At 71.4% G+C, this 14,460-nt stretch carries 9 protein-coding genes and 1 pseudogene; 5 read left to right on the top strand and 5 right to left on the bottom strand.

All coding sequences use genetic code 11. From position 1 onward, the window contains the following. Window positions 1–178: 178 nt before the first annotated feature. The 5 genes and pseudogenes from BBK14_RS43015 to BBK14_RS28070 form a co-directional block, all read left to right on the top strand. A pseudogene (locus BBK14_RS43015) lies at window positions 179–301 on the top strand (cytochrome P450); the annotation flags it as partial. A 108-nt stretch (window positions 302–409) separates the two neighbouring features. Next, window positions 410–1,450, top strand: coding sequence for a phosphotransferase (locus BBK14_RS28055; RefSeq protein ID WP_241831893.1), 1,041 nt, complete (start codon window positions 410–412; stop codon window positions 1,448–1,450). Window positions 1,451–2,174: 724 nt separating this feature from the next. Beyond that, a complete protein-coding gene (locus tag BBK14_RS28060) occupies window positions 2,175–3,464 on the top strand; it encodes an ABC transporter substrate-binding protein (RefSeq protein WP_071066217.1) in 1,290 nt (429 codons plus the stop codon). A gap of 137 nt (window positions 3,465–3,601) precedes the next feature. Then, the gene (locus BBK14_RS28065; protein WP_071066218.1) at window positions 3,602–6,931 is read left to right on the top strand and encodes a branched-chain amino acid ABC transporter permease/ATP-binding protein; all 3,330 of its coding nucleotides are present in this window, start codon (window positions 3,602–3,604) and stop codon (window positions 6,929–6,931) included. Next, a complete protein-coding gene (locus tag BBK14_RS28070) occupies window positions 6,928–7,671 on the top strand; it encodes an ABC transporter ATP-binding protein (protein WP_071066219.1) in 744 nt (247 codons plus the stop codon). The genes BBK14_RS28065 and BBK14_RS28070 overlap by 4 nt, the downstream gene beginning before the upstream one ends. 232 nt (window positions 7,672–7,903) lie before the next feature. Here BBK14_RS28070 and BBK14_RS28075 read toward each other — a convergent pair whose 3' ends face one another. The 5 genes from BBK14_RS28075 to BBK14_RS28095 all read right to left on the bottom strand — a co-directional run bounded on the left by BBK14_RS28075 (window position 7,904) and on the right by BBK14_RS28095 (window position 14,405). After that, window positions 7,904–8,545, bottom strand: a complete 642-nt coding sequence (locus BBK14_RS28075; protein ID WP_071066220.1) for a TetR/AcrR family transcriptional regulator — start codon at window positions 8,543–8,545, stop codon at window positions 7,904–7,906. A 204-nt stretch (window positions 8,546–8,749) separates the two neighbouring features. Then, window positions 8,750–10,513 (bottom strand): ABC transporter ATP-binding protein, encoded by a 1,764-nt coding sequence (locus BBK14_RS28080; RefSeq protein WP_241831894.1) that lies wholly within the window; start codon window positions 10,511–10,513, stop codon window positions 8,750–8,752. Window positions 10,514–10,526: 13 nt separating this feature from the next. Beyond that, window positions 10,527–12,488, bottom strand: coding sequence for an ABC transporter ATP-binding protein (locus tag BBK14_RS36015; protein WP_241831895.1), 1,962 nt, complete (start codon window positions 12,486–12,488; stop codon window positions 10,527–10,529). A gap of 160 nt (window positions 12,489–12,648) precedes the next feature. Further along, window positions 12,649–13,770, bottom strand: coding sequence for an LLM class flavin-dependent oxidoreductase (locus BBK14_RS28090; RefSeq protein ID WP_071066221.1), 1,122 nt, complete (start codon window positions 13,768–13,770; stop codon window positions 12,649–12,651). Further along, window positions 13,767–14,405, bottom strand: coding sequence for an LLM class flavin-dependent oxidoreductase (locus BBK14_RS28095; RefSeq protein ID WP_338045508.1), 639 nt, complete (start codon window positions 14,403–14,405; stop codon window positions 13,767–13,769). Before BBK14_RS28095 ends, BBK14_RS28090 begins: the two co-directional genes overlap by 4 nt. Between the last annotated feature and the right edge of the window lie 55 nt (window positions 14,406–14,460).

Below are 14,460 nucleotides of genomic sequence, written 5' to 3' on the forward strand. Positions count from 1 at the left end.
GGGCACGGGCACGGGCACGGGCACGGGCACGGGCACGGGCACGGGCACGGGGATCATGGCGGTCCACGGAGCAGCGGAACACTGGTGTCAACCGGCGCCGTACGTCGGCTGGGACACGAGCGGGCCCGTACGCGAAACCGCCTCCAACCATCATCGACCGGACACGGCCTAGAGGGACGCGCCCTACACCGAACTGGTCCCCCGGCTACACGAGATCGAGCTGGCCGGCACACCCGAATACATGCAGACCCTGTTCGTCGGCGGACCCAAACACCTCCCCATCCGCTACACGATCACCTAGCCCACCGCCACGGACACCGACCCGAGCACCCTCGGAGGCCAGGATGACCGAACCGGCAGGTGGACAACCAGGGTGGATCGTCGACAACCCCAGCATGGTCACCCCTGAGTGGATGACCGCCGCGCTGCGCCGAGGCGGCACCAACACCAAGATCGTCGGGCTACGCCACGAACCCGTCGGGGGCGGCCAACTCAGCTCCAGCCACCGCTTCCACCTCGACGCCCATCCCGACAGCACCGACCCGGCACCCTCCTCGGTGGTCCTCAAACTGGCCGCCGGCACCCCCGAAGGCCGCGGCCAGATCGCCCCCGGCTACCGCAGCGAGGTCGGCTACTACACCAGATTCGCCCCCCACGCCCAGATCCGGGTACCACACTGCTGGAGCGCCGCCATCAACACCGACGGCCGCAGCTTCACCCTGGTACTCGAGGACGCACACCCAGCACAGCCCGGCGTCCAGGCCGACGGCTGCGACACCCCCAGGCCGAAGCCGCGCTACGCAACCTCGCCGGCCTGCACGGCCCGTTCTGGAACAAGCCGGGCCTCACCAACGGCGCCGACTGGCTACGCCAAACCGACGAAGCCGGTCTCAGCTTCCTCGGCGAAATCCTCACCGCGGCCACCGAGCCGTTCCTCGACCGGTTCCAGGACCGCCTCTCCCCCACCGACACAGACACACTGCACCGCACCGCCGACCACTTCGCCCAGTGGGGCCGGCAGGTCTGCGGCCGCCACACCCTCATCCACGGCGACTACCGCCTCGACAACCTCCTGTTCACCGAATCCCACGAGGTGACAGCCATCGACTGGCAGTCCCTCGAGATCGGCTTCCCCGGCCGCGACGTCGCCTACTTCCTCGCCACCGCCCTGCCACCCACCCTCCGACGCGCCCAGGAAAAGAACCTGGTCCGCGCCTACCACGAACAACTCACCCAGATGGGCGTCGACGACTACCCACTCGACGACTGCTTCCACGACTACCGCCTCGGAACCCCGCAGGCACCACTACTCACCGTGCTCGGCTCCGCCTACGCGACCAACGAACCCACCGAGAACTCCGACCGGATGCTCCTCTCCATGATCAAAAACGCGTGCGCCGCCATCCGCGACCTCGGCACCCTGGACCTGCTCGGCAGCCACGCACGGTGATCCTGGCGCTCAAGGTGTTCACAGAGTGCGGATGGGTGCCGGACGACGCGGGCGAGTTCGGCGAATGCGGCCACCGGACGCAAATAAGGACCGGCATCGAAGGACCGCTTCGGTCGCAGTAGCGACCGCGACTGAATGTTCTCGATCTTCCGAGTGCCAGAACTCGGCCACCGTATTGATGTGTCCCGATCATAAGGCGGCCCATCCGTATTCGTTGATTAGGACGCCCAGGACGGACCAGCGCTTGATCCGGCCGTCGCGGCGGCGGCCGGGGGTGGTCGTGCCAGGCCGGTGGGAGGCGGAGCCCGCGGTGCGGGCGTCGCCGGTTGCACCGGGCTGACCACCGTGGACTCGCGGCGCCGCTCCGGCCGCCGCGTCAGCTCAAACGGCCCCGCCCCCCTGACGGCCGGCCGCCGGCCCCGGGGCAGGCCTCGCCCGCTCGCCTCCCGCTACGCCAAACACGGCTACTACTTCCACGGCGGAGCCGCCAACACCTTGATCATGATCTCGTTTTGGCCACACCACCCAGCAAGATCACCTGAGGGCAACCTAAGTCGTTGACGCTGACGTCGAAAGTTGGGAGCATGTGCTCACTCGTCCGCCGGACAATGGCCAGCCAACTAAACACGGCCTTGTGAGAGCCACCTGCTCCCGGCAGGGCTGTTTTTCGTGGCTGATGGTGCCGCGATGCAGACAACTTCGATGACTCAGAGGTGGAAGGCATATGCAGAACACGGTGCCACGCGACCGAACAAGGTGGTCGCGTCGGCGGTCGGCGCGGGCGCTCTTAGCCCTGCCCCTGGCCTCGCTCCTGTTCGTCGCCGCGTGTAGCTCGGACGACGAGGATGCCACCACCACTCCGACGGAGACGGCCGCGGCCGCCAACGCGCTCGGGCCGGTCGACAAGGCCGCCGGCGAGCCCGTCAAAATCGGGATCGTCTCGGACGGCCGGTCTGCCGCCATCGACAACTCCGTCCAGTTCGCCGTCGCGGAGGCCACCGCCAAGTACCTGAACGAGCATCGCGGGGGCATCGGCGGCCGACCCGTCGAGCTGGTGACGTGTGAGACGCAGGCAGACCCGGCCAGGGGTACCGACTGCGGGAACCAGATGATCGAGAAGGACGTCGTCGCGGTCGCGGTCGGCGAGTCGGCGGTGGCCGAGGGCGTATGGAAGCCGCTGGCCGACGCGGACATACCCGTGATGTTCTTCGGCGCGGGCAGCCCGTCGATTCTGTCCGACCCCAACAGCTTCACCATAGGCGATCCGACGTTCGCGACGTTGCAGCTGCCGATCAGCCTCGCGAAGGACAAGGGCCTCAAGAAGGTCACCGAGGTCGTCATCGACGTGCCGGCCGCGCTCCACAACGCGCAGGACCTCGCACCGCCGCTGATGGAGAAGGCGGGTCTCGAGTACGAGCTCATCCGGATCGCTCCGGGCACGGCCGACATGACGCCGCAGCTGCAGGGCGTCGCGGGTGACAAGTCCAGCGTCGTGTTCATCATCGGCAACGACTCGTTCTGCATCAGCGCGATCAACGGCCTGCGGGCGGTCGGGTTCGAAGGCACGGTCAGCGCCATCTCGCAGTGCATCACCGACGCCACCCGTAAGGCCGTGCCCGGGGACGACCTGGAAGGGATGGTCATCGGCGCCTCTGTTCCCGTCGGTGGGGACGACCCGTCCAGCGTCCTCTACAACGCCGTGATCGACACCTACGGGAAGGACGTCGACACCGGCTCGTCCGCGGGCCGGGGCATGTTCGTGACGTTCGCCGGTCTCGCGGCGTCGCTCGAGGACATCAAGGGTGAAATCACGCCGGCGACCGTCACCGCCGCTATCAAGGCGGCTCCCGAGAAGGAGCTTCCGGGCGCCTCCGGGTTGCAGTTCCGCTGCAACGGCAAGGCCTACCCGGACTCGCCGGCGGCCTGCGTGCGCGGCGGGTTGTCCACGACTCTCGACAGCGATGGCCAGCCTACGGAGTACAAGGTTCTCGGCACCTCTCCGATCCCGGACTGACGGCCGCGTACCCACTACCCACTCATCGACGTATTTCTCGATAGCCGGTTCGGCCCCCCACTCGGCGTCTGCCCGAGTGGGGGGCCGAACCGGCCCGCGTTTTGCAGGACTGAACTGAAAGATGCCAGGAGATCGTGATGGAACATATAGGTTCGCTACTTCTGGGCCTGGGAAACGGAGGGGTGTTCGCGGCGCTGGGTCTCGCGCTCGTGCTCACCTACCGGAGCTCGGGAGTCATCAACTTCGCGACCGGGGCGGTAGCGCTCTACGTCGCCTACTCCTATGCCTACTTACGCGACGGCGAGCTGTTAGTCCTCTTTCCCGGACTGCCTGTCTCGGTTGACCTTGGCGGAGAATGGGGGCTGGCACCGGCGGCAGCGCTCTCCCTCCTGTTCGGGGCACTGCTCGGCGCACTGCTGTACCTGGCGGTGTTCAGGCCCCTGCGCGAGGCGCCTCCGCTGGCCCGGGCAGTGGCGTCGCTAGGTGTTCTGGTGGTCATCCAGTCGGTGATGGCGATCCGGCTCGGTACGGCGCCCGTCAGCGTCGAGGCGATCTTCCCGGCGGAACGGTGGGAGTTCGGCGGCGCGAAGGTGCTGTCCGACCGCCTCTATCTCGTCGTCGCCGTGGTGGTCCTGACGCTGGCGCTGACCGCGGTGTACCGCTTCACCCGATTCGGGCTGCTGACGAGGGCGGTGGCGGAATCCCAGACCGGCGCCTACGTCAGCGGCGTGTCCCCGGACCGAATCGCTTTGTTCAACTGGATGATCAGCGGCGTGACCGCCGGTGCCGCCGGCATTCTCATCGCGCCGTTGAGCCCGCTCTCCCCGACCACCTACACGCTCTTCGTCGTCCCGGCCCTCGCCGCCGCCGTCGTCGGTGGCTTCACCAACCTCGTGCCGACCGTGGCCGCCGGCATCGCCATCGGCATGGTCCAGTCCGAGGCGCTCTCACTCGCCGCCGACAAGGTGTGGTGGCTGCCGAGGACAGGCGCGTCGGAACTCGTCCCGCTGGTGGTGATCCTGCTGGCGCTGCTGGCCACCGGACGGGGCCTGACGGTCCGGGGCGGTCTGGTTCGGCAACCGCTGGGTCGGGCACCCCGGCCGCGCTCCCTGACACTGCCCACGGTCTTCGGTACCGCCGTGGGCGTGATCGCCCTGCTGGCCACCACCGGAACCTGGCGAAGCGCGGTCATCGGCACCTTCATCGCCGCGATCATCGGCCTGTCGCTCGTCGTCGTGACCGGCTACGCCGGCCAGGTGTCGCTGGCCCAGCTCGCGCTGGCCGGCAGCGCCGCGTTCACGCTGAGCGGCCTGACCCAGAGCTGGCACGTCCCGTTCCCGTTCGCGCCCCTGCTGGCCGCGCTCGCGGCCACCGTGCTGGGCGTGGTGATCGGGCTGCCCGCCCTGCGATTGCGGGGGCTGACCCTGGGCATCGTCACCCTCGCCCTGGCCTACGCCATCGAGGCCGTCTGGTTCCGCAACACTCAGATCGTCAGCAGCGAGGGCGCCGCGGTGACCCAGCCCAAGCTGTTCGGCCTCGACCTCAGCATCGGCACCGGCCACGCCTTCCCCCGCATTCCCTTCGGCCTCCTGTGCCTGGCGGTCCTGGTGGCCGTGGCCTGGGGCGTCGCCCGGCTGCGGACCAGCGCACTGGGTTCGGCCATGCTCGCGGTCCGCGCCAACGAGCACTCCGCCGCCGGCATCGGGATCAACGTCGTGGCGATCAAGGTCGCCAGCTTCGCGATCGCGTCGTTCATCGCCGGCCTGGGTGGCAGCCTCCTGGCCTACCGGCGTGGTGTCGTCACCTTCGACTCGTTCACCGCGATCGGCGGGCTCGCCCTGCTCTCGACCGCGTACCTGGCCGGCGTCACCTCGGTCTACGGCGGCATCCTCGCCGGCATCATGGCGGCGTCCGGCATCACCTTCGTGGCCATGGACCGCTGGGTCCACCTGGGCGACTGGTTCCCGGTCATCACCGGCATCGGGCTCCTCGTCGCCCTCATCGGTCACCCCGAAGGCCTCGCCACCGGCGGCCACGAGCTCGCCGACCGACTGGACCGACTACGCCACCGCAAGCGCACACCAACCGCCACGGAACAGGCCAAGAGGCTGACACCCCAGCAGCCCACAGCCGCCGAGGCCGACCTCACGACGAAGACCAGCGTCCCCGCACCGGCAAGCACCGACCAGACGGAACCGGTGAGTATCGCCAAACCGGTGAGTACCGCCAAAGCAGAACCGACCGTGCCGACACAGCCGGCAGGCGCCGACCAGGCGGCGGAACCAACCGAACCGGCGCAGCCGGCGGCCACGGTGCTCGACATCAGCGGACTCACTGTTCGTTACGGTGGTGTGACAGCTGTCTCCGAGGTCTCGCTGCGCGTCCACGCCGGCCAGATCGTCGGCCTCATCGGGCCGAACGGCGCCGGCAAGACGAGCGTGATCGACGCGACGACCGGATTCGCCCAGGCCTCGGGCACCATCCAGCTCGGCGGAGAGCCCATCGAGGGCCTGCCCACACACGCGCGGGTGCGGCGTGGCCTCGCCCGCACATTCCAGTCCCTGGAGCTCTACGACGACCTCACCGTCGAGGAGAACGTCAGCGCGGCGCTGTTCGGCGCGCGGGGGGACGAACGTCACCGCGCCCTGGCGGCCGCACTCGACCTGGTCGGCATCGCCGACCGGGCCGACCGGCACGCCGACGAACTGAGCCAGGGCGAACGGCAGCTGGTCTCGATCGCGCGGGCCTGCGCCACCAGCCCGCGGGCCCTGCTCCTCGACGAACCCGCCGCCGGACTCGACACCACCGAGACCGCCTGGCTCGGTGAGCGCATTCGCTCGATCAGCCACACCGGGGTCGGCGTGGTCCTCGTCGATCACGACGTCTCCCTCGTGCTGTCCGTGTGCGACTACATCTACGTCCTCGACTTCGGCAAGGTCATCGCGGAGGGAACCCCCGCGACGATCCGCGCGGACCGCGCCGTCGCCGACGCCTACCTCGGCTCCGTCCACGACGCCTCAGCAGAGGTCGAGGCGGAGATAGAGGAGATAGAGGAGGTAGAGGAGATAGAGGAGGTAGAGACGGAAGCCGCAGCACCGCCGGAGACCGCCTCCCCGTCAGCTGTGGAGACCCCCTCGCCGCCAGCCGCGGAAACCACCCCGACCCCGGCACCAGCCACGGAGACCACTCCACCGCCAGCGGCGGAGACCACCCCGGCACCGGCACCGGAGACCACTTCACCGGCGGCGGCAAAGACCACCCCGATCCCAGCACCAGCCGTGGAGACCGCCTCACCGCCGGCGGCAAAGACCACCCCAACCCCGGCACCAGCCACGGAGACCACCTCACCGCCGGCCACGGAAACCACCCCAACCCCAGCGCCAGAGACCACCCCACCGGCGGCGGAAACCACTCCACCGTTGACGGCACCCTCGGCAGCGACCACATCCTCGGCGGTGACCCGATGACCATCCGCCTGGAGTGCGCCGACCTCACCGGCGGCAGAGGCAGCACCACCGCATTCCGGAACGTCGATCTCGCGGTCGAGGCCGGGTCGGTGCTGGCCCTGCTCGGTCCGAACGGCGCCGGCAAGACCACGCTGCTGCTGACCCTGTCCGGGCTGCTGCCCGCTCAGGGGGGAACCGTCAGCGTCGACGGCGCGCGGCTGCGCAGCGGCCGACCCACCGCGGCGAACGCGGCCGGCGTGGTGCTCGTCCCCGACAACCGCTGCCTGTTCACCACCCTTTCCGTCGAGGAGAACATCCGGGTGGCGGCCAAGCGCAACAGCCCCAAGCCGAAAGAGCTTCTCGAGTCCTTCCCAGCTCTCGAGAAGCGGTGGACCCTGCCGGCAGGGGCGCTCTCCGGCGGCGAGCAGCAGATGCTGGTCATGGCTCGAGCCCTGATCCAGCAGCCCCGGGTGCTGCTGATCGACGAGCTCAGCATGGGCCTGGCACCCCTGATCGTCGAGGGTCTGTTCGCCACCGTCAGTCGCATCGCCACCGATCACAAGTGCGCGGTGGTCCTGGTCGAACAGCACGTCAACCTCGCCCTCGAGGTAGCCGACGCCGCGGCCGTCCTCAACCGCGGCAACATCGTCCTGCGCGGGCCGGCGAAGGAGCTGGCCGCCGCCCCCGAGCTCCTGGAGAACGCCTACCTCGGCATTCACGACACGGAAGTCGATCAGAGCTCTGCCGTTGCTACCAGCTGACGGGCTCTGAGCTGTCAGGTTGGACGGGTCCTCCGGGTGCCGAAAGTCGGCCCGGGCGTCCTGCCTGAAGCGATGCGCCCGGTGCGGTGCGGGTGGTCCACCCGCACCGCACCGGGCGCCCCTGCACTACCTCCTCGGCCTGAAGATCGACCCTCGCACCATGCACATCCCCCTCCCGGTTCAGCCGTCCCCGGCTGATCGACCGTTCCCGCCATGGCGCCGCGCCGGCCGGTCATTCCGCCTCCAGGTCGGTCGCGCTGAGCGGCCGGCCGGGCAACAGGTCTCCTGAATGGGCACGCAGGCCGTCGAGGATGACCGCCTGCGCGCGTTCAAGGGCGACGTCCGCCGTGTCGTCGGGTGTCCTCCGGACACCGCGCAGCAGCAACGAGAAGAGATGGATGAGGTCGCCGGTGCCCACATCGGCACGCAGCGACCCCTCGTTCTGTGCCCTGCGGACGAGGCTGTCGATCACCGCGACGAGCTCGCGGCGGATCCGCCGGATCTCAGGGTCGGCCTGGATCGCCGCCACGATCGCCGGCGAGAAGAGAGTGGGCAGGCGCAGCACGAGCCGGGTCTCGTCGGACGCGCTCATGCTCCGTACCAGCGCGTCCCACGCCTGTTCCTCCTCCGCCGCGGCCTGGCGTGCCCTGACCAGCGTGGCGGCCAGGTTGTCCCGCACGACCGCCATGATCAGCGCATCCCGGTCCGGGAAGTGCCGGTAGAGCGTGCCGACGCCGACACCGGCACGGCGGGCGATCTCCTCCATGGGCACGTACGGGCCGTCCTCGACGAACGCGAGTGCGGCTGTTGCCAGGATCTTGCGGCGGTTACGGCGCGCATCCGCACGTAACCGCTCCGGCGATCCCGCTGTCACGCCTCAGGACCTCCCTGCCCGGCAACCCGCCGCCGAGTGATGACGGCCACCAAACGGAAGGATACCCTCCGCTTGCGCACGGCGTAAGCGGAAGAAAGTCTTCCCGGCCCCGGGGCAGGCGACAGGCATGCTGAGCGATGATGTTGCGCTGGATCTCGCTGGTGCCCGCACCCGGCCGCCGGCGCCCTGTGGGCTTGGAGACGGCTACGACGGCACTGGTAGCTCGTCGTGAGAGCCGAGCTCGGTGACGCCGTCGGTGGTGACGAGGACGACCCGGTCCGCGCCACGGATCGTCGACATCCGGTGGGCGACGATGAGCACGGCCCGGCCGGCCGTCGCCGCGGCCACCGCGGCCTCCACGAGCTTCTCCGTTCCGGGGTCCAGCCCGGAGGTGGCCTCGTCGAGCACGACGACGTCCGCGTCGAGCAGGCACACGCGGGCGAGCGCGACGAGCTGCCGCTCGCCCGCCGACAGCAGCGCCCCGCCCTCGCCGACCTGGGTGGCGAGGCCGTCGGGCAGGCTGTCGAGCCAGCCGCCGGCGCCGACCGACGCCAGCGCACCGGCCAGCTCCTCGCGGGTGGCGCCGGGCCGCACCGCCAGCAGGTTGTGCGCCAGCGTGCCGTTGGTCAGCTGACCGTCCTGGGCGACCATCACGACCCGCGACCGCAGCGCCCGCCGGGTCACGTCCCGCAGGTCCACGCCGGCGTAGCCGACCCGGCCGGCGGTGGGGTCGAACAGCCGTGCCATCAGCTTGGCGAGCGTTGACTTGCCTGCGCCGGTCGGCCCGACCAGTGCAACCCGCTCGCCGGGCCTGATCGTCAGGCGCACCCCGCGCAGGACCTCAGGCTGACCGTCGGCATACCGGAAACCGACGTCCTCGGCGTGGAGCGGACCGACGTCCGGCAGCTCCCGGGTGCCCTCCAGGAGGTCCACCGGCTCGTCGAGCAGGCCGTAGATCTTACGCAACGCCGCGGCCGCCGATTCGAGCACCGTGACCAGGAAGCTCAGCGACTGCACCGGCTCGAAGGCGAGCAGCAGGTAGAGCACGAAGGCGCTGAGGGTGCCCACGGTCACCGCGTCCCGTGCGGCGAGGGCGCCTCCGGCGGCCAGTACCGCCGCGATGCTCCCGACGGTCGCGAACTCCATGGCGGTGAGGTAGACCGACTGGATCCGCACCGCCGTGACGTTGGCGTCGAGCTGCCGGCCGCTGCGCCCCAGCAACGACGCGGTCGCCGCGGGCTCCTGGCGGAACGCCCGGACCACCCGAAGCCCGGCGAGCCGCTCGGTCAGCTCGGTCACGGTGTCCGCGACGCGGTCACGCACCCGGGCGAACGCCGAGCGGGAGGCGCGGCGGAACCACACCGTCGCCGCGACCAGCGCCGCCGCCGGCAGCAGGCAGACCAGCGCGAGCTGCCACGACAACGCGACCAGCACGGTGACCAGGAAGGCGAGGGTGAGCACCGCCTGCGCGAACGGCACGACTCCGAGCTGGACGGCGTCCTGCAGCGCGTCGACGTCCGCGGTCATCCGGGGCACCAGGGTCCCCGCCGGGGTGCGGTCGAAGGAGCGCACCGACATTGACATGACGTGGTCGACGGTGCGGCTGCGCAGCTCGCGCACGAACCACTCGCCGATCCGCCCCACCAGCTCGACCTGCAGCCGGGCGAGCACCAGGCCAGCCACGGCCAGGCCCAGGTAGAGCATGCCGGCGCGAGTGATCACGCCGGTGTCGGGCCGGTCCCCGACCAGACCTTCGTCGATGGCGTAACGCAGGATCCAGGGCCCGGCCAACGCCGTCGCCGTGGTCGTGACAAGCAGCAGCGCCGCCAGCGCGACCGCCGGCCAGCGCGGCCGCAGCAGCGTCAGCGTCCGCGCCAGCAGGCTGCCACGGCCCGGCGGCGACGGCCTGCCTGCCGGCGGGCCGCCGGCGGGGGTGGTCCCGGTCCGGGTCGCGCCGGTCGGAGTCACACCGGTCGGGACGTCATGACATTGCCAGGGCGCCACGGCCCGCCGGCGCCCCAGGGCCAGGGTCGGGGTCGGCGTCGGGGTCGTCCAGGTCGCCGGAGTGGGCGACCAGCACCTGCCGATAGCGTGGCGAGCTCTCGAGCAGGTCCTCATGGGTGCCGGTGGCAGCGACCCGGCCGCCCTCGAGCAGCACGACCCGGTCGGCGAGGCCGATGACGGCGGGCCGGTGCGCGACAAGGATCGTCGTCCGTCCCCTGACCACGGTCGCCAGCGAGGCGACGATCTCGGCCTCCTTCGCCGGGTCCACCGCGCTGGTCGGCGAGTCCAGCAGCAGCACCGGTGGGTCCGCGACCAGGGTGCGGGCCAGCGCCAGCCGCTGTCGCTGGCCGCCGGACAGGCCGAGGCCACGCTCGCCGACCAGCGCGTCGTAGCCGCCCGGCCGGCCCGCCACCACGTCCTGCGCCCCGGCGAGCCGGACCGCCGCCCGGAGCTGTTCGTCATCGGCCTCCGGCGCGCCGAACCGGAGATTGTCGCGGACCGTCCCGCTGAACAGGAACGCGTCCTCGAACCCGACGCCCAGCTGGGCGCGCAGGTCGGCGAGCGACCAGTCCCGGACGTCGCGGCCGCCGACGCAGACCCGGCCGGCGCCGACGTCGTAGAAGCGGGGCACCAGCGCGCCGAGGGTGGACTTGCCGCTGCCGGTCGCACCGACCACGGCGACGCACTCGCCGGCCGGCACCACCAGGTCAAGCTCCCGGAGCACCTGACGACCCGGCGCGTAGCCGAACGTCACCCCCTCGAACCGCACCTCAAGCCCGCCGCCGGGCCCGGCGGTCGCCGAGACAGGCGCCGTTGCCGGGACGGTCCTCCGGGCTGCCGCCCGGGCCGTGCCCGTCGTGCCCGTCGTGGCGGTTCGGGCCGCGGTTCCGGCCGTGCTTCCGGAGGCGCCGGCCGTGGTGCCGGCTGTGCCTCCGGCCGTGGTCTCGGCTCCGGGGTCGGCCGTGCTTCCGGCCCTGGTTCCGGCCGCGGCCCGCGCCGCGATCGGTTCCTGCTCCTCGTCGAGGATCGCGGCGACCAGCCCGGCCGACACCACCGCGCGCTTCAGCTGGGACGCGGTCATGCCGGCGATCCGCAGCGGGCCGACGATCAACAGCCCGAAGTAGCTGAACTGGACCAGCTCGCCGACCGTCAAAGCCCCGTCGGCGACCCGCAGCCCGCCGATCCACAGCACACCGACCAGGCCGAACGCCGGAAGCAGTTCGGCCAGCGGCAGATAGGTCGCGCGGACCGAGTTCAGCCGCAGCGCCGCCCGCTGCACCTGACCGGCCTGGTCGCGGACGCGGCGCCGCTCGTCGTCCTCGGTACCGAGGCCCTTGGTGGTGCGCACCCCGGCGATCGACTCCTCCACGGTGCTGGCCAGCACGCCGAGCTCGGACTGCAGGTCCAACGCCCGTGGCCCCAGCCGCCGGGTCAACCGGACGGCGACCGCGAACACCGCCACGGCCGGTGCCATCGCGACCATCGTCAGCACCGGGTCGATCCGGGCCAGCAGGATCGCCGTCCCGACCAGCATCACCAGGTTGGAGACCATGATCGGGATGTTGATCACGGGCTGCTGGGCCTGTTGCAGGTCGGTCGTGGCCCGGGCGACCAGGACGCCGCTGGGGTGCCGGTCGTGGAACGCCGCCGGCAACCGCACCACCCGCGCCAGCAGCCGGTCCCGCAGGTCCGCCTCCACCACGTAGGCGAGGCACTGCCCGTAGTAACGACGTAGCCCGGCGAACCCGGCGCCGACCACCGCCAGCCCGGCGAAGAGCGCGACCCCGAGCCACAGCTGGCCGGAGTCGTCGCCGAGCACCCCGGCGTCGACCGTGTGCGCGACGAGCAGCGGCGCGGCGAGCTTCGTCGCCGTCCAGAGCAGGCCGGCGCCGATCCCGGCGGCCATCAGCCGCCGGTGGCGCCCCACCGCCGCCGTCACCAGGGCCAGTCCCGGTCCGCCCCTCACCGGGAGTGCCGCGGTGGGGCCGGCCGCCGCGGCCGGCAGGCGGGAGACGGAGGGCGGGACGGGTGCCGGGACGAGCCCGGGGGAAGGACCGGCCAGCCGCCGTACCGTCTCCGCTCGGCTGGCGCGTGCCGCGTCACGCCGGGACGGCGACCGGCGTGCCCCGCCCGGCGTCACGGGCCGCCACTCCGGCCCGCAGCGCCGGTACCAGCCCTCCTCCCCACAGCCGGACGTCGTCGAGCGGATCGAAGCCACGGATCAGGAACCGGTCGATGCCGAGGTCGTAGTACTTCAACAGTGCCTCGGCCACCTGCTCGGGCGTACCGACGTGCCCGGACGAGTTCCCGCCCGGACCGGTCAGCGCGGTGATGGCGAACCACAGCCGCTCGTCGTGAACCTCAGCCCGGGAGGCCGCGTCCTGCATGCGGTCGGAGGCGATGCTCTTCTGCTCGCCGAAGTACTTCGCGGCGAGCAGGCCGTTGCCGGCACCGATCCGCCGGGCGGTCTCCGCCCGGATCGCCTCGGCGCGCTCCCACGCCGCCTCCTCGGTGTCGGCGACGATCGGTCGGGTCGACAGGCTGAACCGCAGCGTCCGGCCGTGCTTGGCGGCCTCCGCCCGCAGCAGGGCGATCCGCTCGGCGGTCTGCTCGAGCGGCTCACCGAACAGCATGTAGACGTCGGCGTGCGCGGAGCCGGCGGCGACCGCGCCCGCCGACTGGCCGCCGAAGAACAGCGGGACGCCGCCGGGGCTCGTCGGCCGGACCGAGCTGAAGGCGCCTTCGAACCGGTAGAACGGCCCCTCGTGGTCGAACGGCACCTCCGAGGTCAGGGCGCGCCGCAGCACGCTCATGAACTCGGCGGTCCGCTCATAGCGGGTGTCGTGGTCGGCGAAGTCGCCGTCGCGGCGCTGGTCGGTGTCACTGCCACCGGTGATGTGGTGGATCGCGACCCGGCCGCGGCCACCGGTCAGCGCGTCCAGCGTGGCGAGCTTGCGGGCGACCAGGGTGGGCGCCACGAAGCCGGGCCGGTGCGCGATCAGCACGCCGAGCCGTTGCGTCGAGTACAGCACGTGCGAGGCGATCGCCCAGCCGTCCGGACCGGTGGCGCCGTAGCCGATCAGGACGCGGTCGAACCCGGCCTCGTCATGCGCCTGGGCGAAGCGGGTCAGGTAGTCGGTGTCGACCACCGGCCCGTCGAAGGTCCCCCGGGTCTCGGACATGTCCTTGGTGCCGACCATGCCGATGATCTCGATGGTCATCGCGCGGCACCGCCCACAGCCGCGTCGGCGGCCTGCGGCGAGCGGTCGCCGGCACGGGGCGCCGCGGCCAGCGCCGCCGGCACCGGTGCGATGTCGTCGCGCCGGGCCGCCTCGCCGCGGTCGCGCCGGGCGATCTCCTCGCGCACCAGCGGGATCAGGTGCCGGCCGTAGTCGATCGCGTCGTCATAGGGGTCGTAGCCCCGGATCAACAACGTCGTGACGCCGATGTCGACGTAGTCGAGCAACGCCGCCGCCACCGTCTCCGGTGTGCCGACCAGCGCCGTGGAGTTCCCGCCGCCGCCGATCGCCGCCGCGAGCGGCGTCCACAGCGCACGGTCGTGCAGCTCGTCCTTGGCCGCGGCGGCCAGCAACCGCTGCGAGCCGACGTTCTGCGGCGCGTCGCGGTTGCCGCTGAAGCCGCGGAACTCCTTGAAGTACTCGGCGGCCTTGCTCACGTTCTCCCTGGTCGACGCCAGGATCCGGTGCGCCCGTTCCCAGGCCAGCTCCTCGGTGGCACCGAGGATCGGACGGAACGACACGCTGATGCGCGGCGGGGTGGTCCGGCCGGCCGCGGCCGCGGCGGCGTTGACGGAGGCGATCTGCTGGGCGGTCTCGGCCAGCGGCTCGCCCCACAGCGCGAAGACATCGGCGTGCTTGCCGCCCGGCCGTCGGTGTCGAACGCCTCGTAGA

It is taken from the genome of Parafrankia soli, assembly GCF_001854695.1.
GTDB lineage: Bacteria > Actinomycetota > Actinomycetes > Frankiales > Frankiaceae > Parafrankia > Parafrankia soli.